The 26262-nt window shown below is 46.2% G+C and carries 28 protein-coding genes and 1 tRNA gene; 12 read left to right on the top strand and 17 right to left on the bottom strand.

Translation table 11 applies throughout. The features are described from left to right. The first annotated feature begins 20 nt into the window (after nucleotides 1–20). From A0126_RS08365 to A0126_RS08325, 9 genes are all read left to right on the top strand, one after another. Nucleotides 21–950 (top strand): alpha/beta hydrolase, encoded by a 930-nt coding sequence (locus A0126_RS08365; RefSeq protein ID WP_088837251.1) that lies wholly within the window; start codon nucleotides 21–23, stop codon nucleotides 948–950. Between the two features lie 78 nt (nucleotides 951–1028). Further along, nucleotides 1029–1112, top strand: a tRNA-Leu gene (locus tag A0126_RS08360). 324 nt (nucleotides 1113–1436) lie between these two features. Continuing rightward, nucleotides 1437–2204, top strand: coding sequence for a transporter substrate-binding domain-containing protein (locus tag A0126_RS08355; RefSeq protein WP_088837250.1), 768 nt, complete (start codon nucleotides 1437–1439; stop codon nucleotides 2202–2204). Between the two features lie 39 nt (nucleotides 2205–2243). Then, complete coding sequence (locus A0126_RS08350; RefSeq protein WP_088837249.1) at nucleotides 2244–2888, top strand: amino acid ABC transporter permease; 645 nt, start codon at nucleotides 2244–2246, stop codon at nucleotides 2886–2888. Continuing rightward, a complete protein-coding gene (locus tag A0126_RS08345; protein ID WP_029330448.1) occupies nucleotides 2885–3613 on the top strand; it encodes an amino acid ABC transporter ATP-binding protein in 729 nt (242 codons plus the stop codon). The genes A0126_RS08350 and A0126_RS08345 overlap by 4 nt, the downstream gene beginning before the upstream one ends. A gap of 348 nt (nucleotides 3614–3961) precedes the next feature. Continuing rightward, on the top strand, nucleotides 3962–6823 hold the full coding sequence (locus tag A0126_RS08340; RefSeq protein ID WP_088837248.1) for a 2-oxoglutarate dehydrogenase E1 component: 2862 nt from the start codon (nucleotides 3962–3964) through the stop codon (nucleotides 6821–6823). 50 nt (nucleotides 6824–6873) lie between these two features. Continuing rightward, nucleotides 6874–8133 (top strand): 2-oxoglutarate dehydrogenase complex dihydrolipoyllysine-residue succinyltransferase, encoded by a 1260-nt coding sequence (odhB, locus tag A0126_RS08335; RefSeq protein ID WP_088837247.1) that lies wholly within the window; start codon nucleotides 6874–6876, stop codon nucleotides 8131–8133. Nucleotides 8134–8323: 190 nt separating this feature from the next. Then, the gene (locus tag A0126_RS08330) at nucleotides 8324–9226 is read left to right on the top strand and encodes a glycerophosphodiester phosphodiesterase (RefSeq protein ID WP_088837246.1); all 903 of its coding nucleotides are present in this window, start codon (nucleotides 8324–8326) and stop codon (nucleotides 9224–9226) included. 256 nt (nucleotides 9227–9482) lie between these two features. Continuing rightward, nucleotides 9483–9929: an Rrf2 family transcriptional regulator gene (locus A0126_RS08325; RefSeq protein WP_088837245.1), complete on the top strand. Its 447-nt coding sequence runs from the start codon at nucleotides 9483–9485 to the stop codon at nucleotides 9927–9929. An 85-nt stretch (nucleotides 9930–10014) separates the two neighbouring features. Here A0126_RS08325 and mnhG read toward each other — a convergent pair whose 3' ends face one another. The 7 genes from mnhG to A0126_RS08290 are packed head-to-tail and all read right to left on the bottom strand — an operon-like array spanning nucleotide 10015 to nucleotide 15804. Then, a complete protein-coding gene (gene mnhG / locus A0126_RS08320; protein ID WP_088837244.1) occupies nucleotides 10015–10392 on the bottom strand; it encodes a monovalent cation/H(+) antiporter subunit G in 378 nt (125 codons plus the stop codon). Further along, complete coding sequence (locus A0126_RS08315; protein WP_369834785.1) at nucleotides 10376–10651, bottom strand: Na(+)/H(+) antiporter subunit F1; 276 nt, start codon at nucleotides 10649–10651, stop codon at nucleotides 10376–10378. Before A0126_RS08315 ends, mnhG begins: the two co-directional genes overlap by 17 nt. Nucleotides 10652–10659: 8 nt before the next feature. Then, entirely contained in the window at nucleotides 10660–11136 is a 477-nt protein-coding gene (locus tag A0126_RS08310; RefSeq protein WP_088837242.1) for a Na+/H+ antiporter subunit E, read from the bottom strand. 3 nt (nucleotides 11137–11139) lie between these two features. Then, entirely contained in the window at nucleotides 11140–12624 is a 1485-nt protein-coding gene (locus A0126_RS08305; protein WP_088837241.1) for a Na+/H+ antiporter subunit D, read from the bottom strand. Beyond that, a complete protein-coding gene (locus A0126_RS08300; protein WP_088837240.1) occupies nucleotides 12617–12958 on the bottom strand; it encodes a Na(+)/H(+) antiporter subunit C in 342 nt (113 codons plus the stop codon). Before A0126_RS08300 ends, A0126_RS08305 begins: the two co-directional genes overlap by 8 nt. A 3-nt stretch (nucleotides 12959–12961) precedes the next feature. Then, nucleotides 12962–13402, bottom strand: coding sequence for a Na(+)/H(+) antiporter subunit B (locus A0126_RS08295; RefSeq protein ID WP_200872396.1), 441 nt, complete (start codon nucleotides 13400–13402; stop codon nucleotides 12962–12964). Beyond that, nucleotides 13399–15804, bottom strand: coding sequence for a Na+/H+ antiporter subunit A (locus A0126_RS08290; RefSeq protein WP_088837239.1), 2406 nt, complete (start codon nucleotides 15802–15804; stop codon nucleotides 13399–13401). Before A0126_RS08290 ends, A0126_RS08295 begins: the two co-directional genes overlap by 4 nt. Nucleotides 15805–16144: 340 nt before the next feature. On the opposite strand from A0126_RS08290, the gene A0126_RS08285 reads away from it, so the two are divergent. Further along, nucleotides 16145–16417 carry a hypothetical protein gene (locus A0126_RS08285; RefSeq protein ID WP_088837238.1) on the top strand — a complete coding sequence of 91 codons (273 nt, stop codon included), beginning with the start codon at nucleotides 16145–16147 and terminating at the stop codon, nucleotides 16415–16417. Nucleotides 16418–16471: 54 nt separating this feature from the next. Here A0126_RS08285 and A0126_RS08280 read toward each other — a convergent pair whose 3' ends face one another. Both A0126_RS08280 and A0126_RS08275 read right to left on the bottom strand, forming a co-directional pair. Further along, the gene (locus tag A0126_RS08280; protein ID WP_088837237.1) at nucleotides 16472–16765 is read right to left on the bottom strand and encodes a hypothetical protein; all 294 of its coding nucleotides are present in this window, start codon (nucleotides 16763–16765) and stop codon (nucleotides 16472–16474) included. Between the two features lie 240 nt (nucleotides 16766–17005). Further along, nucleotides 17006–17719, bottom strand: a complete 714-nt coding sequence (locus tag A0126_RS08275) for a YebC/PmpR family DNA-binding transcriptional regulator (protein ID WP_029330405.1) — start codon at nucleotides 17717–17719, stop codon at nucleotides 17006–17008. A gap of 205 nt (nucleotides 17720–17924) precedes the next feature. Here A0126_RS08275 and A0126_RS08270 point away from each other — a divergent pair, with 205 nt between their 5' ends. Beyond that, the gene (locus A0126_RS08270) at nucleotides 17925–19706 is read left to right on the top strand and encodes a glycoside hydrolase family 13 protein (RefSeq protein ID WP_088837236.1); all 1782 of its coding nucleotides are present in this window, start codon (nucleotides 17925–17927) and stop codon (nucleotides 19704–19706) included. A gap of 43 nt (nucleotides 19707–19749) precedes the next feature. Here the strand turns inward: A0126_RS08270 and A0126_RS08265 are convergent, their stop codons facing one another. The 8 genes from A0126_RS08265 to A0126_RS08230 all read right to left on the bottom strand — a co-directional run bounded on the left by A0126_RS08265 (nucleotide 19750) and on the right by A0126_RS08230 (nucleotide 25536). Further along, a complete protein-coding gene (locus A0126_RS08265) occupies nucleotides 19750–20958 on the bottom strand; it encodes a DUF1015 domain-containing protein (RefSeq protein WP_088837235.1) in 1209 nt (402 codons plus the stop codon). Between the two features lie 12 nt (nucleotides 20959–20970). Continuing rightward, on the bottom strand, nucleotides 20971–22128 hold the full coding sequence (locus A0126_RS08260) for a phosphoglycerate dehydrogenase (protein WP_088837234.1): 1158 nt from the start codon (nucleotides 22126–22128) through the stop codon (nucleotides 20971–20973). Next, nucleotides 22129–23193 (bottom strand): 3-phosphoserine/phosphohydroxythreonine transaminase, encoded by a 1065-nt coding sequence (gene serC, locus A0126_RS08255; protein ID WP_088837233.1) that lies wholly within the window; start codon nucleotides 23191–23193, stop codon nucleotides 22129–22131. Nucleotides 23194–23551: 358 nt separating this feature from the next. Next, on the bottom strand, nucleotides 23552–23935 hold the full coding sequence (locus A0126_RS08250) for a nuclear transport factor 2 family protein (RefSeq protein ID WP_088837232.1): 384 nt from the start codon (nucleotides 23933–23935) through the stop codon (nucleotides 23552–23554). An 82-nt stretch (nucleotides 23936–24017) separates the two neighbouring features. Beyond that, nucleotides 24018–24218: a cold-shock protein gene (locus A0126_RS08245; RefSeq protein WP_012370557.1), complete on the bottom strand. Its 201-nt coding sequence runs from the start codon at nucleotides 24216–24218 to the stop codon at nucleotides 24018–24020. A 200-nt stretch (nucleotides 24219–24418) separates the two neighbouring features. After that, the gene (locus A0126_RS08240; protein ID WP_029330387.1) at nucleotides 24419–24619 is read right to left on the bottom strand and encodes a cold-shock protein; all 201 of its coding nucleotides are present in this window, start codon (nucleotides 24617–24619) and stop codon (nucleotides 24419–24421) included. Between the two features lie 200 nt (nucleotides 24620–24819). Beyond that, a complete protein-coding gene (locus A0126_RS08235; protein WP_029330387.1) occupies nucleotides 24820–25020 on the bottom strand; it encodes a cold-shock protein in 201 nt (66 codons plus the stop codon). A 261-nt stretch (nucleotides 25021–25281) separates the two neighbouring features. Then, entirely contained in the window at nucleotides 25282–25536 is a 255-nt protein-coding gene (locus A0126_RS08230; protein WP_088837231.1) for an RNA polymerase sigma factor, read from the bottom strand. Nucleotides 25537–25692: 156 nt separating this feature from the next. Here A0126_RS08230 and A0126_RS08225 point away from each other — a divergent pair, with 156 nt between their 5' ends. Next, nucleotides 25693–26232 carry a GNAT family N-acetyltransferase gene (locus tag A0126_RS08225; protein WP_088837230.1) on the top strand — a complete coding sequence of 180 codons (540 nt, stop codon included), beginning with the start codon at nucleotides 25693–25695 and terminating at the stop codon, nucleotides 26230–26232. Nucleotides 26233–26262 lie beyond the last annotated feature (30 nt).

Genomic DNA, 26262 nt, shown 5'->3' with positions numbered 1-26262 from the left:
CAACGAGGAGTGGGGACCGGATGCGAACAGGTACAAAAATTGGTTTAGGCGTGATTGGTTCAGGGATGCTTGCAGCAAGCTATTACTTTTACGAAATGGCAATCGCAACGAATCCGAAACCTTTCTTGACGAACAACCGTGATTTAAGTGACGAGATGGTCCGATTGATGCAACCGGGTCAGACATGGATTAAGGAACAACCGTTAGAACTCGTCGCGACGCAAGCACATGATGGATTGACGCTTCGCGCACATTACTTACCGCCACTCGTTCCGTCCGATCGAGTCGTCATTCTCGTACATGGTTACGGTGGTGTCGGAACAGACTTAGCAGGATTCGCCTATCTGTATCATCAAGCGGGTTTTCATGTGTTGATGCCGGACAATCGTGGTCACGGAAAAAGTGACGGAAATTACATCGGTTTCGGGTGGCATGACCGGCAAGACTGTCTGCGCTGGATCGACTATTTAGTCGGATGTGTTGGTACGGATTCTTCCATCTTTTTACATGGTGTATCGATGGGGGGCGCGACGGTTTTGATGACGAGTGGAGAGACATTACCTGCTCAAGTCAAAGGCATCATCTCCGACTGTGCTTATACATCAGTCAACGCAGTCCTCGCCTATCAGATGAAACGGATGTATCGTTTGCCGCACTTTCCGTTCCTTGCGATGACGAGTTTATTGACGAAATTAAAGGCTGGTTACTTCTTCAGTGAAGCTTCCGCATTAAAACAAGTCAAAAAGGCGGCGGTACCGATCTTATTCATTCATGGGGATGCAGATACGTTCGTTCCGACATCGATGGTCTATGAACTGTATGATGCTTGCCAAACGAAGAAGGAACTCGTCGTCATTCCGAATGCGGCACATGCAATGGCTTATTTTGAAGCACCCGATCGATACGATGAAGTCGTCGAGGCGTTTGTTCGGCGCGTATTGTCAGCATGACAAATGAAAGTGTATGAAGCGGAAGGAATGGATTGACAAAAATCAGTCCATTTCGTATTCTACAATCATATAAGTCATGTCGTCGTGGCGGAATCGGTAGACGCGCTAGACTCAGAATCTAGTGGTGGCAACACTGTGGAGGTTCAAGTCCTCTCGGCGGCATTTCCATAAGTTGAAGACCTGTTAGTAGGTCACAGACTGTAGACAAACTAGATGGAAGGTCACTTGCATGTGATTTTCTATCTTTTTTTGTTCTCTCTTTCCTTCCTAAGCGTCTTCCTGTGGCAAACATCGCGCCGCTACAGCGAAGCTGCAGGGTCGCTCCTGTTTGCTTTCCACTAGAAAGCGATTAGATCGAAAATCGCGACTTTTTTAGTTTTCTTTCAGATAATTCAGTTTTTTTACCAAAACATGTTTCAAAGGGACCATTATTAAGGAAAATATCCTAATAGAGGGCCGTGCCTTCAAAAGAAGGGGGTAAAAAGTATGAATAAACGTTTTTCTATCTTATTTTTATTGATGGGATGTCTGTTCGTATTAAGTGCGTGTAGCATCGGTTCAAATGATGATTCATCGTCAGAGGACAAAACGTACAAAGTCGGGATCGACGTCACCTATCCACCATTCGAGTACAAGGACGGGGATACGTACAAAGGAATCGATATCGATTTGATTCAAGCGATTGCAGACGACCAAAACTTCAAGATTGAATTTGAAGCGATGGACTTTAGCGGAATCATTCCTGCTCTGCAGGCGGATCAACTCGACATCGCGATTGCCGGGATGAGTATCACACCGGAACGTGAAAAAGTCGTTACCTTCTCTGACCCGTACTTTGAAGCCGGACTGATTCTTGTCGTCAAAGACAACAATGATGACATCAAGTCGGTTGATGATTTAAAAGGGGAACGCGTGGCAGTTAAAAAAGGGACGACGGGGGCAAAGTATGCAACGGATAACGCGGATAAGCTAGGCATTAAAGTTACACAATTCAATGATAGTCCAGCGATGTTCCAGGAAGTCAAAAATGGGAATGCAGCAGCCTTGATTGAAGACTATCCAGTCATCTCGTATGCCAACAAACAACAAAACCTTGGTCTGAAACTCGTGGGAGATCGTTTAAATGGTGATAATTACGGGATTGCCGTCCTTAAAGGGGAAAACGAAGACTTGATGAAAAAAATCAATACAGGTTTAGCGAATTTAAAAGACAGTGGCGAGTACGACGAAATCGTTGATCGTTATTTAAAATAATCACCCGATTGAGTGAATGATGAGGGAGTTGAGCTGCTGATGGAAGTAGCAAAAGCTGCATTTCCGTTTTTCTTAGATGGGTTACAAGTTACCTTATATATCTTTATCATCGCCGTCATCGCAGGATTCTTGATTGGTCTCATCGTTGCCTTGATGCGCTTGTCTCCATTAAAACTTTTAAATGGGATCGCAATCGTTTATATCGATGTGATCCGTGGGACACCGTTCATCGTTCAACTGTTCTTCATTTATTTTGGTTTGAACTCACTCGAATGGTTATCGATGGACCGGATGTACGCGGGGATTTTGACGGTCGCGATCAATGCAGGGGCCTATTTTGCAGAAATCATCCGGGCCGGTATCCAGTCGATTGACAAAGGTCAAACCGAAGCCGCACGATCGCTCGGGATGACGGGCCGTCAAACGATGGTCCAAATCATTTTACCGCAAGCTTTTCGGAGAATGTTGCCGACCATTACGAACCAATCGATCATTAGTTTAAAGGATACTTCGTTGCTCTCGATTATCGGCATCGCCGATTTGACGCAACAAGGACAAGTCCAGCAAGCGACGACGTTTGAACCGTTCATCGTCTGGTCCGTCGTCGGCTTAATGTATTTCGTCATCATCTATCTGCTGTCGATGTTAGCGAAATTCTTGGAACGGAGGTTTACGCTACGATGAGTATCATTCAAGTAGATAACTTAAAAAAGTCATTCGGAAAAAATGAAGTCCTAAAGGATATCTCCGTTGAAGTAGAAGAGAAAGAAGTAGTTTGCGTCATTGGTCCATCTGGTTCTGGGAAAAGTACGTTTCTTCGTTGTCTGAATCGTCTGGAAGACATTACAGGTGGGACAGTCATCATCGATAAGCACAATATTACGGACCCGAAAGTCGACATCAATAAAGTCCGAGAAGAAGTTGGGATGGTCTTTCAGCACTTTAATCTCTTTCCGCATAAGACGGTTTTAGATAATGTTATGCTCGCACCGATTAAAGTCCGTAAAACGGAAAAGGGACAAGCAAAGGAACGTGCGCTTGCATTACTTGATAAGGTAGGGCTCCGCGAAAAAGCGGACAACTATCCTGGAGAACTTTCAGGCGGACAAAAACAACGGGTCGCGATTGCCCGTGCACTCGCGATGAATCCGAAAATCATGTTGTTCGACGAACCGACATCGGCACTTGATCCGGAGATGGTCGGGGATGTCCTTGAAGTCATGAAACAATTGGCGATCGAAGGGATGACAATGATTGTCGTGACACATGAAATGGGCTTCGCCCGTGAGGTCGGAGATCGTGTACTCTTTATGGACGGCGGCTATATCGTCGAAGAAAATGTTCCGAGTGAACTGTTTGATTCTCCGCAACATGAACGGACCCAATCGTTTTTAAGTAAAGTGTTGTAAACGAGGACGCCGGTGCCTGAAAGATAGGCATGGGCGTTTCTTTTCGTGTGCAGAAATGACACTACCGTGAAAGAAATGTTTGTATCATAAATCACTGATGCTGACATCATAAGAAAAACTTATACATTTAGCACAGAGAAATTGGGAATTCGAAACGCACTGGGGCTTAAGAAGTAGTAAGATAATAACTAAGGCAAACACTTTGGTATAAACGCCTTCAGTCGTGGTCATCCATCTTAATTCATAGAGGAAGTGCCACTGTCGATTTTTTATGCCACTATATTTGAAAGCGCTAACAGGTAGAGAGTTGGGAACGGGCTGTGTTGAGCAGCTCAAAGGGTGAAATGAATGAAACGGGGGGAACCGTACATGGCAAGCCGGGAACAGGAGAAACAAGCATTTTATGGACCGAACCTTGGGTACATCATCGAGATGTACGAACGATTTTTAGAAGATGCTTCTTCGATTGACGAAGAGACGCGTGCTTATTTTGAAACACACGGTGCTCCGGTCACAGAAACTGTCACACCAGTGCACGTAGAAACAGGGGATTTCGAAAAATATTTAGCCGCGCATCGTCTCGCAGAACGTATTCGGGCGAAGGGTCACCTTGCGGCAGATATTTATCCGTTGAAAGATCATCCGCGTGAGAACGAATTGCTTGAATTAGAGCAGTTCGGATTAACGGAGGCAGATTTACGGACGATGCCGGTCTCACTCGTTTGTCCAGATCCACCTGCAGGTCTTTCGGACGCATTCGAAGCGATTGAGCACTTAAAAGCGCAATACACGGGAGCGGCGGCAGTCGAACTCCAACACGTTGATGATTTAGACGAAAAGAAATGGTTACGTCAAAAAGTCGAACAAGGTGCATTGACGGCGAAACTGACGAATGACCAAAAGAAACAACTTTTCAAACGACTAGCTGAAACGGAGTTGTTCGAGAAGTTTCTTCATAAAACATATGTCGGACAAAAACGTTTTTCAATCGAAGGACTCGACGCGATGGTTCCATTGCTTGATACGATTATCGGTCACTTGATTGCGAACGGTTCAGAAACGATCAATATCGGGATGGCTCACCGTGGACGCTTGAACGTGCTCGCTCACGTGCTCGGGAAACCGTACGAAATGATTTTCGCAGAGTTCCAGCACGCGCCAAATCATGACCTTGTCCCGTCAGAAGGGTCAATCGGAATTACGTATGGTTGGACAGGCGATGTTAAGTATCACCTCGGGCTCAATCGCAAAATGGAACAACAATCGACGAACGTCCGCGTGACACTTGCGAACAACCCGTCACACCTCGAGTTCGTCGATCCTGTCGTCGAAGGGTTCACGCGGGCGGCGCAAGACGATCGCTCCGGCAAGGGGATGCCGACGCAAAGTCAAAATAAAGCAGCCGCGATTTTAATTCATGGTGATGCTGCCTTCCCTGGTCAAGGAATTGTCGCAGAGACCTTGAACATGACGAACTTGAAGGGGTACAACACGGGCGGTACGATTCATATCATCGCCAACAATACGATTGGCTTCACGACAGAGCCAACCGATTCACGGTCGACACGTTATTCGAGTGACTTAGCGAAAGGTTATGAGATTCCGATCTTCCACGTCAATGCGGATCAGCCGGAAAGCTGTTTAGCAGTCGCGCTCTTAGCAAGCGAATACCGTGCGAAGTTCAACAAGGATGTCTTGATTGATTTGATCGGATATCGCCGGTTTGGTCACAATGAGATGGATGAGCCGATGAATACGAACCCGGTCCTGTATGAGTTGATCCATAACCATGACACAGCGCGTGTCCTTTATGCAAAAGATCTTGTCGAACGCGGGGAAGTATCGCAAGAGGAAGTCAAAACGATCGAAGCTGAGATTAGTGATGTGATGAAAGCGGCGCGCGAAAAAGTACCAAACGTCGAAAAAGAATACGGGGGCATCATGCCGGATGTCGTATTCAAAGGGGTTCCGTCGATTGAGACGGGGGTCGAGAAGGACAAATTGATTCATTACAATGACCAGCTACTCGCATGGCCGAGTGGGTTCACGGTCTTCCATAAGCTTGAAAAAGTTTTAAAACGGCGAACGGATGCTTTAACGACGCACAAGGGAATTGACTGGGGACATGCAGAAACGCTTGCCTTTGCTTCAATCCTGTCAGATGGCACACCAATCCGTCTCAGCGGTCAAGATTCGGAGCGGGGAACGTTTGCACAACGTAACATTAACTTGAATGACGTGAAAACAGGGAAATCGTTCTCACCGATGCATGAGTTAGAATCAGCGCAAGCATCATTCGCCGTCTATAACAGTCCGTTATCGGAAGCTGGCGTACTCGGGTTTGAATATGGATATAACGTCTTTGCGCCAGAGACACTTGTCTTGTGGGAAGCACAATACGGTGACTTTGCAAACTCAGGGCAAGTTATCTTTGATCAATTCATCGCCGCAAGTCGCGCGAAGTGGGGTCAAACATCAGGTCTTGTCATGCTCTTGCCACACGGGTACGAAGGGCAAGGTCCAGAACACTCAAGTGGTCGCTTGGAACGTTTCCTGACATTGTCCGGTGAAAAGAACTGGACCGTCGCAAACGTCACGAGCGCAGCGCAGTACTTCCACTTGTTGCGTCGCCAAGCCGCCATTCTCGGCAAAGACGAAGTCCGTCCGCTCGTCGTGATGACGCCGAAAAGTTTACTTCGTCATCCGCTTGCGACATCTGACTTGTCGGAATTGACGTCGGGTTCGTTCAAGCGAATCGTCGAACAAGAGGGGTTAGGTCAATCACCGGAACGCGTCGAACGTCTTGTGTTCGCAACGGGTAAAGTTGCGATTGATTTAGCGGATGCACTCGCGAAGTCGGACGAGTCATATGACTGGCTGCATATCGTCCGCGTCGAGGAAATCTATCCGTTCCCGGCGAAACAGTTGAAAGAGTTAGTCGCGCGTTATCCGAATGTGACAGAAGTCGTATGGGTCCAAGAAGAACCGAAAAACATGGGCGCGTGGTCTTATATCGAACCACGTCTTGAGTCCGTCGCACCAAACGGGATCACCCAAGTCCGTTACATCGGTCGCAGACGCCGGTCGAGTACAGCTGAAGGAGATCCGACCGGTCACAAAGTCGAACAAGCGCGTATCATTCATGATGCGTTGACTCGGACAGCAGCACGGACGGAGAACGAACAACAAACATCGAATACGAACGCGTAACGAAAGCGATTTAGCAGAGATTGAACCATAGTCATAGGGGGACAAAAACGATGGAAATCAAAGTACCAGAACTTGCCGAATCAATTACAGAGGGGACGGTCGCTTCATGGTTGAAACAACCGGGCGATCACGTAGAAAAAGGGGAAGCAATCGTTGAGCTGGAAACGGACAAAGTAAACATCGAAGTACCGTCAGACGAAGCGGGAACATTATCAGAAGTGATGGCAGCAGAAGGGGATACAGTGCGTGTCGGGGAAACAATCGCCGTCATCACGGTTGGTGGAGAAGCGGAAGCACCGAAACAAGCAGAAGCGCCAAAAGCAGAACCGAAACAAGAAGAAGCCAAGCAACCTGAAAAAGAACAACCGGTCGCAGTCGCAGCAACTGAAAAAACGTCAGCGGCTGATCGTCCGATCGCTTCTCCGGCGGCTCGGAAATTGGCACGGGAAAAAGGAATTGATCTCGCACAAGTGGCGACGCAAGACCCACTCGGTCGGATTCGTGTTCAAGATGTCGCGACGTTCGAAGTTTCACCACGTGAGCAAGCATCTGTGAAGGAAAAACAAGCAACACCAGCACCGAAAGCACCAGCACAAGCAGCTCCAGGTAAACCGGAAGAACGGATTAAAATGTCACGTCGTCGTAAGACGATTGCCAACCGTCTCGTCGAAGTGCAACAGACGGCAGCGATGTTGACGACATTCAACGAAATCGATATGTCGGCCGTGATGGCATTACGGAAACGACGCCAAGAAAAATTCGTTAAAGACAACGATGTCAAACTTGGTTTCATGTCCTTCTTTACGAAAGCAGCCGTCGCAGCACTGAAAAAAATGCCGTACTTGAATGCTGAAATCCAAGGCGACGAAATCGTCCTTAAGAAATTCTATGATATCGGCATTGCCGTGTCTGCTCCAGACGGACTCGTCGTGCCGGTCGTTCGTGACGCGGATAAAAAGAATTTTGGTGAGATTGAAAAAGATATCATCAGTCTGGCTGTTAAGGCACGCGATAACAAATTAGGGCTGTCTGACTTAACGGGTGGGACGTTTACGATCACGAATGGTGGGACATTCGGTTCATTGATGTCGACACCAATTTTGAATGGTCCTCAAGTTGCGATTCTCGGAATGCATGCGATTAACTTGCGCCCTGTCGCAATCGATGCAGAACGGATGGCCAACCGCCCGATGATGTATGTCGCACTTTCATACGATCACCGGATCGTGGACGGAAAAGAAGCCGTGACGTTCTTGAAACACATCAAAGATTTACTTGAAGATCCAGAATCATTGATTTTTGAAGCGTAATCAACGTTACATGTGCGGCGTTCTCCTTTAAATAGGGAGGACGCCTTTTTGTTTGCTTGGGAAAAGGATGACATCAGTAGTTGCGTATTTGTCATCGTTTCTAAAAGCTTCTTCATCCGAACTACATGTTTCCTTCACAGTCATAGCGTAAGATTCAGTCTGTAAGTTACTTTTAAGGGGGAAATCCAACATGATGAAACAGATTGGCGTTACCGTACTTACAGGAGCAATCGTTGCAACAAATTTCGGGAGCATCGATGCTTCGGCACATCAACAGAAACATGGGTTACTCGATCAGAATCGAGTCGTCAACATCGCCCACCGCGGTGCTTCTGGATACGCACCTGAACATACGATGACGGCGTACCAACTGAGTCATAAAAAGTTGAAAGCCGACTACATCGAAATCGATTTACAGATGACGAAGGATGGTAAGCTGATTGCGATGCACGATGAGACGGTCGACCGGACGACAAACGGAACAGGTGCCGTCAAAGATAAGACGTTAGCAGAAATCAAGCGACTTGATGCAGGAAGCTGGTTCAATACAGCGAACCCTGAATATGCGAAGGACGAATATAAGGGACTTCAAGTTCCGACTCTCGATGAGATTTTTGATACGTATGGCAAACATGCGAACTATTATATTGAAACAAAATCTCCTGAAGTCTACCCGGGAATGGAAGAAAAATTATTGAAAACGTTACAACGTCATGGTCTATCAAGTGATCACGTCAAACCGGGGCAAGTTATGATTCAATCATTCAGTCAAGAAAGTTTGTTGAAAGTCAAGCAGCTGGATGCACGTCTTCCGCTCGTTCAATTGATGGACGCGGCGACGGTCAAAGCGATGACGCCTGAGGCACTCGACGAGCTACAGACGTACGCAGTCGGACTCGGACCGTCCTTTAAAGGATTGACGCGGGAAAATACAGCGATGATCCGCGAGCGTGGGTTATTGCTCCACCCCTATACAGTCAACGAAAAAGTCGACATGGAGCGGATGCTTGACTTCGGTGTAACCGAAGTCTTCACAAACTATGCCGATCGATTTAATGAAGTGTTGCACGCCCTGAATAAAAGAAATAAATGAATACCAGAAAAATCAGTTGTCTCCCGTTATGGAAGGAGATAGCTGATTTTTTTATTGTTCATAAAAAACGATCCAAGAGCGATGTGCTTACGTATGCTTGTATGAAAAACTGTTAATTCGCCGAAACGCGTGAGGATGAAAAAAATTTAAATCGGACATTTGATTTTCAGATTCTATCTAAAAAATGGTACGCTAGGCATAGAGAATTCGGATGAATTAAAACTTTTTAAGACGCTTGAGCGAAAGGACGGGTTGGATGCGCATCACACAATATACGGATTATGGATTACGGGTCCTGATTTATCTCGGTGTTCATCGAGATAAAGTTACGCCGATGCCGATGATCGCGAGCCATTATGGAATTTCAGCGAATCATTTGATGAAAGTCACGCAACAGTTGACGAAACTCGGGTACGTTGAATCGACGCGTGGACGGACAGGTGGATTACGATTGATAAAGGATCCGGCAAATATCAATATCGGACAAGTCGTACGTGAGATGGAACCGATGGAAATCGTTGAATGTTTTTCTAAAGAAGGCCGATGCATCATTGAGCCGAATTGTCATTTAAAAGGGATTCTTGGACGCGCTTTACGTGCGTTTCTTAAAGAACTCGAACAACACTCACTAGCAGAACTCGTTGAAAATAAAGAGGAGTTAACCTTTTTATTTGCATCAGAAACGACATCCGTTCAATCGTAAATACGTGACGACGTTCACGAAAAAGGACATCATCTCCCGTAAAAAATCGGAGGATGATGTCCTTTTTGCGTTAAATTAACAAGAATTAGTTATCTCGGTTGATGCGTTTTTTCGGCATGACATGTTCTTTGTTTTTCGAGAGGTCATCTTGAACAGATCCTTTCCATAAGGGAACATCACTGTAGTAGGCAGCACGGGCGATTAAATGACTTCCGATTGGTGCTGTCGTCAGAACGAACAGGATACCTAAAAATGTTCGTGATGAAAAGAGTCCTTCTTCTGTCACGAAGAAAATGATGACGCTGATCAAAATACTCATGACGCCGAGTGTGGCGCTCTTAGAGGCTGCGTGTGCGCGTGTATAGATATCGGGTAGACGAATCAGCCCGAGAGCCGCGACGATGCTGAAAAAGGCTCCAATTAAAGCAAAGGCGACTACGAAGATTTCATTTATTGCGATCACGTTCGATGATCTCTCCTTTCTCAATGAATTTCGAGAAGGCGACAGTCCCGATGAAAGCTAAAATACCGATTAACAAGATGACTTCTAAATAGTCACTTGTCCGTAAGAGAACGGATACTAAACCGACGATGGAGATTAAACTGATGCCGATTGAATCAAGTGCGATGACGCGATCAGCAATCGAGGGTCCTTTGATGACGCGGTAAAACAAACCGAGCATGGAAATGAAAACGCCTCCGAGTGCGATATAGATCAGCATTTCAAACATTATCGACTCACCTCCAGAATCGCTTTTTCAAAACTATTCCGGATGGCAGCGACAGCTTCATCCGCTTCTGGCATATGAAGCGCGTGGATATACAGTGTTTTATTATCATCTGAGATATCGACGACGAGTGTTCCGGGTGTCAACGTAATCAACATAGAAAGTAACGTAATCTCCCAGTTTTTCTTTAACGTCGTCTCGTACGCAAAGATACCGGGCTGAATATCGAGTCGCGGTTTTAAGATGACGGCCAGAACTTCGATATTCGCAACGACCAATTCGTAAAGAAACCGAATCGAGAGGCGAACTAGAGCGATGACCGGACCGAGATAAAACCGGCTACTGAAACCACGACGCATCGCGAACATCGCAATCAACCCGAGTAGATAACCGACGATGAATGACGAAGTCGTGAAGGAGTTCGATAGAAACATCCATAAGATGGCTAAAAAAGCATTGAGCATTAATTGAAATGGCATCGATTAGCCCTCCTTCAGTACAGCTTGAATATAAAGTGATGGATCGACGAGCGGATCAACGGCTTGGGTGATGAATGGACGAACGGCTTCTGCCCCGACCCCATACGCGACGGTAATCATTACTAAAAGAATTGATGGAGCGAGCAATTGTTTGACGAGATGACGTCGTGAACCCGTATACGTCTTCGGTGTACCCCAAAATCCGCGAATGAAGATTTGCATGACGGAATAGAGGACAAGCAAACTTGACGCAAGGACGATGAACGGTCCGACGAGGTCACCGGCTTCAATCCCGCCACGGACGATCAGTAGTTTACCGATGAACCCGCTGAACGGCGGGATACCAGCCAAGGACAAGGCAGCGATGAAATACGTCCAGCCAAGCAACGGATAAGCCTTAATCATTCCACCCATGCTTTTAAGACGGCTCGAGCCCGCAATTCCGACCATGATACCGACGAGCAAGAAGAGAGCTGCTTTGATTAACATATCATGTAACAGGTAGAAGACGGCTCCTTCGAGCGACTGACGAGTCATGACGGAAACGCCGTAAAGAATGACGCCGACGGCAACGATGATGTTGTAGATTAAGATTTGTTTCGCATCTTTTGTCGCGAGGGCGCCGATGACACCGATGATGATTGTCGCCAGTGCCAATCCCCCAAGAAGCGAGTGGATGATCCCGATTTCGTTCGAAAAGAACAAACTATACGTCCGCAAGATGCCATAGACACCGACTTTCGTCAAGAGAGCACCGAACAAGGCGAGGACGGGTGTCGGTGGCACTTGATACGAGCCAGGTAACCAAAAATAAAGCGGGAAAATCGCTCCTTTTAAGCCGAAGACGACTAAAAATAAAATCGCGATGACACTCAAGATTCCGGGCTGATTGATTTCAGAAATCTTTTGCGAGATATCTGCCATATTGAGCGTGCCGATGATGCCGTATAAAAAAGCGACCGTCATGACGAACAAAGCAGATGAAATGACATTGACCAACAGATACTTCAACGACTCGCGTAACTGCGCCGGTTTACCACCGAGCACAATCAAGACATACGATGAAATCAAGAAGACTTCAAAGAAGACGAACATGTTAAAAATATCACCGGTCGTAAAGGCGCCATTGACACCGACGAGCAAAAACTGAACGGCGATGTAGTAATAAAAACGTTGATGTTGCTCCGACAGATACGTCATCGAATACCAAATGACGAAGAAAACGAGCACGCTCGTCGTCAAAACGAGTAATGCGGATAACATATCTGAAACGAGTGTGATGCCGAACGGTGCCGGCCAACTGCCGAGTGTGACCGTCAAAATCCCGTTTGCCTTGACTTGAGAGACGAGGTAAAGCGAGACACCAATCGTCAACAGCGTCGACAAGAAGGACACGATACGTTGCATCCACAGACGTTTCGTGAAAAACATCAACAAGACACCAGTCAGCAGTGGAATTAAAATCGGTAATAGCGGTAAATTAATCATTCGTATCGGTTCCTTTCATTTCCTCGATATTATCGGTCCCAAGCTCTTGATACGCTCGGTAGGCAAGAACGAGGAAAAATGCTGTTACCCCGAAACTAATGACGATTGCGGTCAAGACAAGCGCTTGCGGGAGTGGGTCGGTATATTTCGTCACTCCGTCTTCAAGGACGGGCGCAGCACCAGTCTTCAGTCCACCCATCGTCATGACGATTAAGTGGGCAGCGTGACTGAGCAAGCCGGTTCCGATGATGATGCGTAAAATACTTTTTGAAAGAATGAGATAGACGGCACACATCGTCAAGATGCCTGCAGCTATCGCCATGATAATCTCCATCTGTTAATCACTCTCCCCAATCGTTTGAATGATCGTCATCGTGACGCCGACGACGACGAAGTAGACACCTAGGTCAAATAACATGGCCGTATGCAAAGACGTTTTTCCGAACAATGGTAAATCAAAGTACCCATGGGCGTGGGTGAAGAACGGTACATTAAACAGTAAGGCACCGGACGCCGTCAAAACAGCGATCAACATCCCGACGGCTGTCACCATCTTGTAGTCGAACGGCAGGATTTGCCGAAGCGTCTTGATGTCGAAGGCAAGCAAAATCAACACGAGAGCAGACGCAGTGACTAGTCCACCGATGAATCCGCCACCTGGCGTATAATGTCCAGCGAAGAACAAGTAGACGGCAAACAAGAAAATAATGAAGGTGATGAACGTCGTCGCCGACTCTAGAATGACGTCATTCGTATTCTTTTTCATTGGTTTTTTCATTTGTCGATGCCTCCTGTCTTTCTGAAGTGAATCATCGCGTAGATGCCAAGACCAGCAATGGCAAGCACGCTGATTTCGAACAGTGTATCAAAACCACGGAAATCAACGAGGATGACGTTGACCATGTTTCCGCCAGCCGCCAATTCATACACGTTATCAATATAGTACTTAGCAATTGAGGCAAACGAGCGTTGGCTGAGTGATGACAAGGCAACGAGTGTCACGCTGAGACCGACCAATACTGAAATCGCAGCATTTCCAAGTTTAAATTTAATTCGTTCTTCTTTACGACTGATTTCCGGCATGTGATAGAACACTAGCAGGAACAGTGCGACAGAAACTGTCTCGATGACGAGTTGCGTCAAAGCGAGATCCGGTGCCCGGAACAAGACGAAGAACAAAGCGACCGAATAACCGGCGACTCCGAGCAAAATGATTGATGTCAAACGCGACCGAGCGAACGTGATCGAAAGCGCACTGCTGACGAGGACGAGCACTAAGATGATTTCGTAAGCGGAAATCGAGCTTAAGGGATCGACGTCGAAGGCGAAGGCATCGAAGAAAAACAGGCTCGATAACACAAGGAGGACAATGAATCCGAAAATATAAACGAGATAAGACCGCATGTATCCGGTCATGACCGCATCGTGAATCGCCGTCGAAACTTTTTCACCGCGGCGTAACAAGCCATCATATTGATGGTTCAGCGAGAAACTTTTCGGCATCCGGTTATAGAGTGACTGCCATTTCGGGAAGGTCTTGAACAAGATGAACCCGACCGTAATGATGATGACGGTGAAGAGAAGTTCAAGATTCAATCCGTGCCAAAGCTTAATGTGGACATCAATTTCACCACCAGCAGCTAGGACCTGCGGTAAGATCGCTTCGGCCGCCGGACGGATGATCGTTTCCGACAACATATTCGGGAAAAGACCGATCAAGATGACGAGTGAAGCCAAAATGATAGGTGAGATCAACATCCCGATTGGTGCTTCGTGTGGTTTTTTTGGTAACTGATCGTGCTGTTTTGGTCCAAGGAACGTCCGGTAGACGATCAGTAAACTATAAACAAACGTAAAGATACTTCCGACGACGGCGAAAAGTGGGAATAAGAAGCCGAACGTTTCCAAGTGGAATAAGCCGGATTCAGATACTTCGTTGACTCCAGTCAAGAACATCTCTTTACTTAGGAAACCGTTGAATGGTGGGACACCTGCCATCGACAATGTTCCAATCATCGCAATTGTAAACGTGACCGGCATCAATTGTGATAGACCACCGAGCTTACGTAAATCGCGTGTTCCGGTTTCGTGGTCAACGATTCCTGCCATCATGAACAAGCTTCCTTTAAAGGTTGCGTGATTAATCAAGTGGAAGACGGCCGCGACGGTCGCGATCGTATATAAACTGTCAGGCAATGCCTCGACCTGCAAGGCGGCGGCTCCTAAACCGAGGAGCGACATGATGAGACCGAGTTGAGAAATCGTCGAGTACGCTAATATTGCTTTTAAATCGACTTGTTTGACAGCGTTGAGAGATCCCCAGAATAGCGTGAACATTCCGACGCCAGAGACAAGATAGAACCAAAGTGGCGTCTCGGCAAAGATCGGACTCATCCGAGCGACGAGATAAAGACCGGCTTTGACCATCGTTGCCGAGTGGAGGTAAGCACTGACCGGTGTCGGCGCTTCCATCGCATCCGGTAACCAAATATGAAACGGGAATTGAGCCGATTTCGTAAAGGCTGCCAATAAAAAGAGGACGAGTGCAACAAGAAACATCGGATCATTACTGTACGTACCGAGTGTACTGAATGACTCGCGGATACTAAAGGAGCCGGATAGTAACGAAAGAATCGAGATTCCACCGAGCATTGAAAGTCCACCAAAGACGGTGATCAACATTGATTTTTGAGCACCATAGCGGGAACGTTCCCGTTCATACCAATACCCGATCAACAGGAATGAAGAAATCGAAGTCATCTCCCAAAACATGTACATGACGATCATGTTGTCGGAGAGGACGATTCCGAGCATCGCCGTCATGAAAAGAAGCAAGTAGACATAAAAATTATGCAGCGCCTCTTTTTTTGCATCAAGATAATAGACGGAATAGAGAACGACGAGCGTCCCGATTCCTGTGATCAACAGGGCGAACAATAGTCCGAGACCATCGATGTAAGCGACGAAGTTGATTCCGAGTGACGGGATCCACTGCATCGATTGCGTGACAGTCTCCCCAGCCATCGTCTGACTGATGTATTGACTAAAGTAAAGAACGAGCGAAAGAGGGACGAGCAAGACGAACCATCCCGTATGCACGGAGCGAAACTGTTTGTACAAGAATGGGATGAAGATACTAGCAAGTAATGGCAACAAGATGGCCAAATGAAGCAATGACACAAGATTCCCTCCTTTGAAATGAACCGAGTAAATGAAAGAAGGACTTCGTACGCAAGCGTTTGTTCTGCTTGGGACTTGTCCTCTCAGCCATATTCATTCGATTTTATGATTGAGCACCTGTTAAAAGTATAGCGTACATTTGCCGTCTCTGCATGACTAGAACCCTCATGAAGCAAAGGAGACCAGTGTTTTTAGATTGAAATATTAAATATGTAGAAACACGGGTGAAAAGGATTGAAAAAAATTTTTAGCCTTGGTTAGAAAGTGATTAATCTGCAATCATTGAGGGAACATTATTCAAGTAAGATCATCTACTATGGAAAGCAGGGGGAACAAAATCATGAATACTACATTAAAGCGCAGTCTGTTTGTAGGTAGCTTAGCCGCAGTGTCTGTTTTCGGAATCAAGCAATATAAACGTTCATGCGCGAAACAAAATCAAAGCATCAGTGATTCAGCTGAGCTCGATCGTCGTCCGAGTGTCGATCAAGGTCAAGATGAATCGGAAGTTGGCTTAACACAACTCGATTCTATCCAAAAAGCAGAGTGGCAAGCGAATGGTTTCCCGCAAACACATGCGGAACGTGAGCGTCTAGAAAACGAAGAAGTGTAAAAAAACAGCGCGTCCTGTAATGGGAGGCGCTGTTGACATGTATTAGAAAACCACTTAAGCACTCGTACTTTCGAGGGCTTGAATTCGTTCGCTATGGGCAGTATAGGATGAAAGATGTTCGAACTGATGTAACGTCAGTGTCGTCATCCGGCGTTGACCGGTGCTTGATTCGAGGAGTAAATACGCCTCGTTTTGATCTTCACCACCACCGTCGAAACGGATGTGAGCAGTAATTAGGCGACCATCGTTCGTCTGCATATAAATATCGTAACCACCAAAGTCGACCCGATTAAAGCGAGTAGCCTCGTTGACGATGTGTTTAAAAGTTTCAATGACTGCATATGACATGATTATTCCTCCTTCTTCTCTTACAAAACAAACGGGCTATTCCAAAGATTAACCGTTCCGATTAATAATTTTCCCATTAAATTGAAGAACTAAACATAAAAAAAGAATCTTTTTTTTGCTTGTCATGAAACGCGTTTCATAATGTATTTTGTAAATAAGGTAGCGCGTAATTGGAAGGATAGTTAAACCAAGCGTCAGCTAAAAAAGGAAAAAGCAGCCAAAAGGCTGCTTTTTTATCGTTTAAAGTTCAACGTTATGATAGACCTGTTGCACATCTTCTAAATCTTCGAGTGCATCGACCATTTTTTCGAATTGCTGAACATCTTCTTCAGATAAAGCGACTTCGTTTTGAGCGAGCATAACGAGCTCGGCAACTGAAAATTCCGTCACACCGGCATTTTTTAATGTTTCCTGGACCGTGTGGAATTGATCGGGTTCCGCGTAGATGATAACGGCTTCCTCTTCTTCTAGGATGTCACGGACGTCGATATCCGCTTCCATCATCAATTCAAGAACATCATCCGCCGATTTTCCTTCAAAAGCAAAAATGGCAGTCGCGTCAAACATATAGGCAACGGAACCACTGACACCCATGTTGCCTCCATTTTTCCCAAAGGCAGCCCGCACGTCTGAGGCCGTCCGGTTGACGTTGTTCGTTAATGTCTCGACGATGACCATCGAGCCGCTTGGTCCGAATCCTTCATAACGGAGAACATCGAAGTTCTCTTCCGCGCCGCCTTTTGCTTTTTCAATCGCCCGATCGACGATTGCCCGTGGCACGTTATACGTCTTCGCACGCTCGAGAACAACTTTAAGTGCTTGGTTTGATTCAGGATCCGGTTCACCTTGTTTCGCAGCGACATAAATTTCACGACCGAATTTCGCATAAATCCGGCTGGTGTTTTTGTCTTTCGATGCCTTTTTTTCTTTAATGTTATTCCATTTACGACCCATCAGAATCCACTCTCTCTTTCACATGACTTCGATTTTAGTTGGAAACCAGACGGCTTCCTCTGCGTTATCAGTATACATCAAAAACAGGGAAATACTGAATCAAAATGGTGAGGGAATAGCTGACTTTTTGCGGAAAACGTTTATAAGAGGTACGAAGTCGGGAACAGGAATTAAATCTATAGCTATTCTGAAGGGGTGACGGATCATTAATAAGCAGGCAGTTTTTCACCGGGCGATGTCGCCATATGTCTACAAGTACGATCAAGAAACAGTCCATATCAGGTTGACGACAGCAAAAGGGGATGTCGACCGTATCCGACTGATTCATGGCGATCCATACGAATGGGATGCAGAACGAGAAGAAGATCGGGACTGGAACTTTGATCCGGATAAAGAAAAGTTTTGGAAAACGCAACAAACACCGATGATTCGGACAGGTGCTGACGCGACGCACGACTATTGGTTCGTCGCCATAAAACCGAGTCGAAGACGCGTCCGTTATGGATTCGAGTTGTCGACTGCTGAGGAAACGGCAATCTACACGGAACGGGGATGGTGCGACGAGATTCCGCTTGACCATCCCGGTTATTATTTTGCCGTTCCGTACATCAATGCAGTCGACGTATTCGATGCACCGGCATGGGTCAAAGAGACGGTCTGGTATCAAATTTTCCCTGATCGGTTTGCGAATGGAGACGTTACGAACGACCGACAAGGAACGGTCCCGTGGGCGTCGGAAGCACCGGCTTACGAGAATCACTTTGGTGGCGATTTTCAAGGTGTGATTGACAACATCGGTTATTTGAAAAACTTGGGGATCAACGGGATTTATTTCTGTCCGGTTTTCGCTGCACCCTCCAATCATAAGTACGACACGCTTGACTACTTGAAACTCGATCCTGCATTCGGGACGGAAGAGAAGTTTCGTGAGATGGTCGAATTGTTACATGCGAACGGGATTCGCGTATTACTCGACGCCGTCTTTAATCATGTCAGTGTCGACCACCCGACGTTCCAAGATGTCATCAAGCGGGGGGCTGATTCAGAATATGCCGATTGGTTCATGATTGATTCGTTTCCGATCGAGATGGACCCGCCGAACTATGAAGTATTTGCTTTTGAAGCCAACATGCCGAAGTTGAACACGGCGAATGCAGATGTCAAAGCCTATCTGTTGAAAGTCGGACGATACTGGGTCGAAGAGTTTGGAATTGACGGCTGGCGGCTCGATGTCGCGAGTGAAGTCGATCATGCCTTTTGGCGTGACTTCAGAAAAGAAGTACGTATGGCAAATCCGGAAGCCTATATCGTTGGAGAATGCTGGACGGATTCGCAAGAGTGGTTGTTTGGAGATCAATTTGATGCCGTCATGAACTACGGACTGACGGAAGCGTTCTTGACCTTCTTTGCGACGCGAGAAACGACAGCCTCTGAATTTAGTGATGCCGTCGTCCGGAACTTGAACGGAAACGCGATGAACGTCAACGAGGTGATGTTTAACTTAGTTGGCTCTCACGACACACCACGTGCATTGACACGAGCGGGTGGCGATAAGGAACGGATGCGACTGCTGTTATTATCGCTCTTAACCTTCACGGGAAGTCCTGTCATCTATTATGGTGATGAAATCGGTATGACCGGTGGGCAGGATCCGGCAAACCGGAAATGTATGGAGTGGGATCAAGAAAAACAAGACACAGAACTGCTTAGCTACGTAACGGAATTGATTGCGTTACGAAAAGCCCATCCGGCGCTCGCGAATGAAGCATCGTATGTCTTTGAGCAAATCGATGACGAAAAAAATCAGTTCGTTATCCGGCGCTCCTCACCACATGGGGACTATCTCATCCTCATCAACAATGGGGAGAAAGAAGCGCGGTTCGAATTTTCAGGACGTGCAGTCAACTTACTGGACGGAACAGAGTGGGCTGGTGAAATCAACGTAGGGCCAATCCATGGGACGATCTTACAAATAAAGAATGGATAAGAAAAAGGATTGGCGCAATTTTTGCGCCAATCCTTTTATATTGTCAGCTGAAAAAGCGATGAATCAGTAAACCGCTACGCAGTTTTGGTTCGAACCACGTCGATTTTGGCGGCATGACTTGATTTGCATCCGCGACTTGCATCAAATCCGTCAAGTCGGTCGGATGTAAGTGAAAGGCAACTGCCATCGTCCCGTGATCAACGAGTTGTTCTAGTCCAGCATACCCACGGATGCCACCGACGAATTGAATCCGTGCATCGGTCCGAGGATCTTCAATCCCTAAAAAGGGTGTCAAAAGTTCATGCTGAAGGATAGAGACGTCAAGATTGTCTTTGACAGTCGTCTGTTGCGTCGTGTAATCGAGCGTATACCATTGTTGCTTAAGATACATCTCAAACCGGTGTTTTTGCGTCGTCTCAGCACGACCAACCGTCACGGTGAAGCGTTGACTGATCCGTTCGAGTAATTCGTCGACCGATTGTCCGTAAAGATCTTCGACAGCGCGATGATACCCCATGATCTTTAATTGATCACTTGAGAAGGAGACAGCAAGGAACAGTTGTGCCTCTTCGTTGTCCGGATGTAATTTTGCAACTTTTGATGCCGCTTCTGCCCGGTGATGTCCGTCCGCGATGTACAGTGCGTCATGACGAGCAAACTGACTCCCAATCGTCAGCATGTCAGAGCGATTTGTAATTTTAAAGATTGTATGTTCAATCCCGTCCTCGGTGGTGAACTGATAGAGCGGGACATTCGTACTCTGTTCTGCAACGATTCGATTGAGTTCATCATCCGGTTGATGGGCGAGTAGGATGGGGCCGGTATGTGCCTCTAACGCATCGATTTGACGGACGCGATCTCGCTCCTTATCAGGACGCGTAAATTCGTGTTTACGGATGAAGCCGTCGTCGTAATCAGTTACGGACACGCAACCGACAAAACCTGTTTGGACATGTTCGCCATCACGGAGACGATAGAGGTAATAGCATTCGTCTTCGTCAAGCTTTAGGATTTGACTATCGCGTGCATCCTTGAAGTGGAGGGCAGCTTGTTGATAAACACGCATGTCGTGCTCATCGATTAGATCAGGTAGCGTCACTTCAGCTTTGTCGATCCGAAGGAAGGATAAAGGGCGACGGCGTACCTCGACCCGTCCTTCAGCCCGGTTGAAGACATCATAAGGTAGCGAAGAGAACGTTTCTGCATATTTACTTTGTGGTCGTAGTGCCTGGAAAGGTTCGAATGTTGGCATGAGATCACTCCTTTAAAGTAGTCGCGTTTTTAAGATGCCGGGAATCGCATCGAGCTGTGTCAAGGAAATCGTTTCGTCAAGATGGTTATCGATGTCGATGATCGTATAGGCAATCGGCCCTTTGCTACCGTTAATCATGTTCGCGATGTTAATACGCTCCGTCGCGAGGACAGAAGCAATCTGACCGACCATGTTCGGAATATTTTGATGGGCAATCGTCAAGCGACGTTTACCTGAATCGGCGAGTTCGACTGACGGGAAGTTGACGGAATGACGGATGTTGCCGGTCTCAAGAAACGTTTTTAGCTGATCGACGGCCATGATGGCGCAATTTTCCTCCGCTTCAGCCGTCGATGCCCCGATATGCGGCAACGGGATGACGCGCGGTAATGATAAAATGAAGGCATTCGGGAAATCGGTCACATAGTTCGCGAGGCGACCAGATTTCAGGACGGTTGCGAGTGCAGCTTCATCAATCAACTCACCACGCGAAAAATTAAGTAGCGTCGCACCTTGCTTGACTTTCGACAACAAGCGTTCATCGAGCAGGTGATGTGTTGCATCGACGAGTGGAAGGTGAAGCGTGACATAGTCACTCGTCGCAAGAAGTTCTTCAAGATTCGTCACCCGATGAATTTGATTTGAGACCCGCCATGCGGATTCAATCGACATATGCGGATCGTAACCGGAAACGGTCATCCCTAACTCATGCAGCGTATTAGCAAGATTTGCCCCGATTGCCCCGAGGCCAACGATGCCGATTCGTTTACCTAACAGCTCTGTCCCGACAAATTGCCGCTTGTTGGCTTCGATCCGTTCCGGGATGTCTGGTCCGCGTAAATTATTCGTCCAAAGGATACTCGGTATCAATTTTCGGGCTGTTAAAAAAAGACTGGCGATGACGAGTTCCTTAACGGCATTCGCATTCGCACCGGGCGTCGAAAAGACGGGGATCCCACGATTTGCGAGTTGGTCGAGCGGGATCGTATTGACACCGACGCCAGCACGGGCGACCGCCTTCAAGGAGTCGGCGAACTGCATCCCGTGTAAGTCCTTGCTGCGAACGAGGAAAGCATCTGGTGCCTCAACTTGGCGATGGACGTGGTAATCGTCCGTAAAGCGACTCAGTCCTTTTTCAGACAAATCATTCCACAACTGGATTTGGTACATTTAACGTTCCCCCTGTTCAAATTTACGTAAGACGGATAGTAAAGCTTCGACACCAGTGGTCGGCATCGCGTTATAAAGGCTAGCCCGCATACCGCCGACAGAACGATGTCCTTGTAGGTTCACTAAGCCGTGTCGTTCGGCGTATGCGATAAAGGCATCGTCTAAGGCTTGTTGTCCTGTCGAAAACGGGATGTTCATCAAACTTCGATCTGCGTGAGCGACTTGATTCGAAAACAGGTCGGAGTGGTCGAGCGCATCATAAAGCGAGGCGGCTTGAGCACGGTTGCGTGCCTTGATTGTCTGTAATCCGCCCTCTTGTTTTATCCATTCGAGAACGAGTTTCGTTAAATAAATACTATACGTAGGTGGTGTATTGTAGAGTGAATGGTGTTTCGCATGAACGTTATAACGTAAGTATGAACCGAGAGCAGAAGGTGTCTGCTCGACTAAACTTTTTTTGATGATGACAAGTGTCATACCGGCAGCACCGAGGTTTTTTTGGGCGCCTGCATAGATGACGTCGAACGCGCTGACATCAATCGGTTCTGATAAAATTGATGAAGAAAAATCAGCGACGAGCGGGACGTTGACACGTGGAGCTTCCTGAAAAGTCGTCCCTTCAAGCGTGTTGTTCCATGTCACGTGTAGATAATCGGCATCCGAAGTAAAAGGACCGGCCGGAATCGACCGATAGTGATCGTCTCGGGAAGAGGCGATGATGCGTGTCGATGCATAAGGAGCAGCATCGGCAATCGCCTTTTGCGACCAGCCGCCCGTATCGATGAAGTCGACACGATGAGTCGTCGCAAGGTTCAGTGGCAACATAGAGAATTGGAGCGTTGCGCCACCCTGTAAGAACAAGACATCATAGTCTGACGGCACTTCAAGCAGTTCGCGGACGAGCGACGTTGCATCGTCTAAGATTGCTTCGAATAGGGCGGAGCGATGACTGAGCTCGAGGACAGACTGATGGGACCCTCGATAATTCAATAATTCCGATTGTGCTTTACGTAAGACAGGTTCAGGTAAAACGGCTGGACCTGCGGAAAAGTTAAAAACAGTCATCCAATTCCTTCTTTCTCGTTAATTTTCAGAAAATACATGCAACTTCAGTGTAACGGAATGAAAACGGATTTTCAAATTGCTTTCAGATAGATTTCAAGTACCGAATTCGAATAAATAAAGAGGCTGACTCAAAAGTTGCTCCAAAACCAATTGCAGTGACGGACGGTTCCGGTTTTACGCGGCTTTTACAGAATAAAACGGAAGAGCTCGCACCGTCAGATACAAATAGGCCCGTTTCCCTGTCCATAGTGAGCAGGGAAACGGGCTTTTGTCTCACCCGAGAAAAAGTGAGAGAGCCATTCCTTGTTAAGGCCGTTGATCGTCATCGCAGTAAATGAGAGGAGTGGATCCATGTCATTTAATTTTGATCAAGCGACGTCGCTTGCGAAAAATGCCACTTCCAGCCTGTGTCCGTCAGTTGATAAAGAGAAACGATACGAAAACGTCCTACATAAGACGTCGTCCCATATTGAAACTGGTCTTCTGTCAATGTTTGTACCAAGGCAGTCGTCTCAAAAAGCTCGACAGTCATCGATTCATCTATAGAAGAAACCCATTTTATCAAATCAACGTCAACATAGTGGTCTAAATAAGTTTCTGCGTCGAATTGTCGTCCAAGTCCATCGATGAACGAGAAACTAGGAGTTAAAAGTTCGTTCATCGCTTCTCGGTTTCCAGCCATCAAATGGTCGTGTCTTGCTTGTAAGACATGTTGCAGTTGTTCTTGTGTTGAGAGTTGCATGGAAATTCTCCTTTCTATACGTATGAAGTTTATCATGAATGAAATTAAAAAAAGACCTTGCATCAGCAAGGTCTTAAAAAAATTAAAGTTTAGTAACGTTAGTTGCTTGCGGTCCGCGTTGGCCTTCTTCAACTTCGAAAGAAACCTCTTGACCTTCGTCAAGTGATTTGAAACCATCAGTTTGGATAGCTGAGAAGTGAACGAAAACGTCGTCGCCGCTTTCACGTTCGATGAAGCCAAAACCTTTTTCTGCGTTAAACCATTTTACTTTACCTTGTTCCATGTGTGTTGCCTCCTGCGTGTGACTGAGTCACACTGATTATTACTACCGTGATCAATTTCATCGAGTTAAAAGTGTAACCTTTTTATCTCCACCGAACAACAATAATTACTTAATAATATACCATGGATCGATTGAAAAAGAAAGGGGAGATAAAAAAGAATTAAAAAAGAGGATTTGCATCAGCAAATCCTCTAAGGAAATTAAAGTTTAGTAACGTTAGTTGCTTGCGGTCCGCGTTGACCTTCTTCAACTTCGAAAGAAACCTCTTGACCTTCGTCAAGTGATTTGAAGCCATCAGTTTGGATAGCTGAGAAGTGAACGAAAACGTCGTCGCCGCTTTCACGTTCGATGAAGCCAAAACCTTTTTCTGCGTTAAACCATTTTACTGTACCTTGTTCCATGTGTGTTGCCTCCTGCGTGCGACTAAGTCACACTGATTATTACTACCGTGATCAATTTCATCGAGTTAAAGCGTAAACTTTGTATCTCCACCGAACAACAATAATTACTTAATAATATACCATGCTCATCGGAAGAAAGAAAGGGTAATTTCAAAAAAAATAAAAAAAGAGGATTTGCATCAGCAAATCCTCTAAGGAAATTAAAGTTTAGTAACGTTAGTTGCTTGCGGTCCGCGTTGGCCTTCTTCAACTTCGAAAGAAACCTCTTGACCTTCGTCAAGTGATTTGAAGCCATCAGTTTGGATAGCTGAGAAGTGAACGAAAACGTCGTCGCCGCTTTCACGTTCGATAAAGCCAAAACCTTTTTCTGCGTTAAACCATTTTACTGTACCTTGTTCCATGTGTGTTGCCTCCTGCGTGCGACTGAGTCACACTGATTATTACTACCGTGATCAATTTCATCGAGTTAAAGCGTAAACTTTGTATCTCCACCGAACAACAATAATTACTTAATAATATAGCATGCCTTCGAAAAAAAAGGAAGGAATAAACAGAAATATCGTTAACTTTTGTTAAAAAACTTGAAATGACTTCAGATGTACTTAAATTTTAAAGGGTTCGGCGTCAACCTAACGAATAAAAGTGGCAAGGTCTGTTTGTAATCAATGGACAGGCTGATGAGGGTGTCGGACGTGCTTAATTGCTGCCATGACATAACCGTGAATGGAAGCATGCCGGCGTGGCTCCGTCCAAACGGCTTTAAAAATATGTGTCAACGTCCGTTGAATCCGTGTTTCATCCGTTGTCACGCGTCTAAGTAGAAGGTAAAGAGAAGTTTCATACCGATCGTAAAGTAACTCGAGGGCATGACTATTTTTTAATTCGATTTGTTCGAATAGTTCTTGGTCTGTCTTCATGCTCTCCTCCTTAATGTCATGTCGTTAAATGATTGTCATTGAATTGTCATCTGTTCTGCTTAGGTTGTTTTCCCCAAGACATAATAATCAAACGTTTAAACTGTTTAACTTCAAGATATTTATAGGGCGTGTTACTTAAAAAGGAGCTGTTTAAGGATGAGTCGTGTTTTTATTAGACCTTATATAGAAGAAGATGCATTAGAATTGCTGGAACTGAACGTACGAAACCGGGGGCACTTTGAATTTTGGATGCCACTTAAGCCGAAAGAAGATCAATATTCACTTGGAGCCCACCAAGAACGGATTCGTCAAACATTACAAAAGATGCAAGATGATCGTTACTATGCGTTTGGTGTTTTCCTGAAGGAGAACAATGCATTAATCGGCGAAGTATCTGCTTCGTTCATTGAACGGTTTCCGGCTGAAACATGTATGATCGGCTATCAACTTGATCGAAATTACAATGGTCAAGGATTGATGGCTGAAGCGGTCATTCAAGCAGTTGCACTGCTCTTTGACAAGTATGCATTTCATCGGTTACGAGCGGAAGTGATGCCTGAGAACATTGGATCGAGCCGTGTTCTCGAAAAAGTAGGCTTTCGAAGAGAGGGACTTGCTAGGAAAAGTCTATATATTAATGGAAACTGGGAAGACTTCACGATGTTCGCACTATTAAAAGAAGAATTTTTAGTGTGAGGAGAAAATGATTGTTGTCGATGTCGACGT

The organism is Exiguobacterium sp. N4-1P (assembly GCF_002214325.1).
Note: the sequence above shows the minus strand (reverse complement) of the source record. Positions and strands in the feature narration are given on the sequence as shown.

Coding starts and splice junctions, on each gene's coding strand:
- A0126_RS08365 (WP_088837251.1), top strand. CDS start 21: ATGCGAACAGGTACAAAAATTGGTTTAGGCGTGATTGGTTCAGGGATG.
- A0126_RS08355 (WP_088837250.1), top strand. CDS start 1,437: ATGAATAAACGTTTTTCTATCTTATTTTTATTGATGGGATGTCTGTTC.
- A0126_RS08350 (WP_088837249.1), top strand. CDS start 2,244: ATGGAAGTAGCAAAAGCTGCATTTCCGTTTTTCTTAGATGGGTTACAA.
- A0126_RS08345 (WP_029330448.1), top strand. CDS start 2,885: ATGAGTATCATTCAAGTAGATAACTTAAAAAAGTCATTCGGAAAAAAT.
- A0126_RS08340 (WP_088837248.1), top strand. CDS start 3,962: ATGAAACGGGGGGAACCGTACATGGCAAGCCGGGAACAGGAGAAACAA.
- odhB (WP_088837247.1), top strand. CDS start 6,874: ATGGAAATCAAAGTACCAGAACTTGCCGAATCAATTACAGAGGGGACG.
- A0126_RS08330 (WP_088837246.1), top strand. CDS start 8,324: ATGATGAAACAGATTGGCGTTACCGTACTTACAGGAGCAATCGTTGCA.
- A0126_RS08325 (WP_088837245.1), top strand. CDS start 9,483: ATGCGCATCACACAATATACGGATTATGGATTACGGGTCCTGATTTAT.
- A0126_RS08315 (WP_369834785.1), bottom strand. CDS start 10,651: ATGCTGATCTATATCGCACTCGGAGGCGTTTTCATTTCCATGCTCGGT.
- A0126_RS08310 (WP_088837242.1), bottom strand. CDS start 11,136: ATGCCATTTCAATTAATGCTCAATGCTTTTTTAGCCATCTTATGGATG.
- A0126_RS08305 (WP_088837241.1), bottom strand. CDS start 12,624: ATGATTAATTTACCGCTATTACCGATTTTAATTCCACTGCTGACTGGT.
- A0126_RS08300 (WP_088837240.1), bottom strand. CDS start 12,958: ATGGAGATTATCATGGCGATAGCTGCAGGCATCTTGACGATGTGTGCC.
- A0126_RS08295 (WP_200872396.1), bottom strand. CDS start 13,402: ATGAAAAAACCAATGAAAAAGAATACGAATGACGTCATTCTAGAGTCG.
- A0126_RS08285 (WP_088837238.1), top strand. CDS start 16,145: ATGAATACTACATTAAAGCGCAGTCTGTTTGTAGGTAGCTTAGCCGCA.
- A0126_RS08280 (WP_088837237.1), bottom strand. CDS start 16,765: ATGTCATATGCAGTCATTGAAACTTTTAAACACATCGTCAACGAGGCT.
- A0126_RS08275 (WP_029330405.1), bottom strand. CDS start 17,719: ATGGGTCGTAAATGGAATAACATTAAAGAAAAAAAGGCATCGAAAGAC.
- A0126_RS08265 (WP_088837235.1), bottom strand. CDS start 20,958: ATGCCAACATTCGAACCTTTCCAGGCACTACGACCACAAAGTAAATAT.
- A0126_RS08260 (WP_088837234.1), bottom strand. CDS start 22,128: ATGTACCAAATCCAGTTGTGGAATGATTTGTCTGAAAAAGGACTGAGT.
- serC (WP_088837233.1), bottom strand. CDS start 23,193: ATGACTGTTTTTAACTTTTCCGCAGGTCCAGCCGTTTTACCTGAACCT.
- A0126_RS08250 (WP_088837232.1), bottom strand. CDS start 23,935: ATGCAACTCTCAACACAAGAACAACTGCAACATGTCTTACAAGCAAGA.
- A0126_RS08245 (WP_012370557.1), bottom strand. CDS start 24,218: ATGGAACAAGGTAAAGTAAAATGGTTTAACGCAGAAAAAGGTTTTGGC.
- A0126_RS08240 (WP_029330387.1), bottom strand. CDS start 24,619: ATGGAACAAGGTACAGTAAAATGGTTTAACGCAGAAAAAGGTTTTGGC.
- A0126_RS08235 (WP_029330387.1), bottom strand. CDS start 25,020: ATGGAACAAGGTACAGTAAAATGGTTTAACGCAGAAAAAGGTTTTGGC.
- A0126_RS08230 (WP_088837231.1), bottom strand. CDS start 25,536: ATGAAGACAGACCAAGAACTATTCGAACAAATCGAATTAAAAAATAGT.
- A0126_RS08225 (WP_088837230.1), top strand. CDS start 25,693: ATGAGTCGTGTTTTTATTAGACCTTATATAGAAGAAGATGCATTAGAA.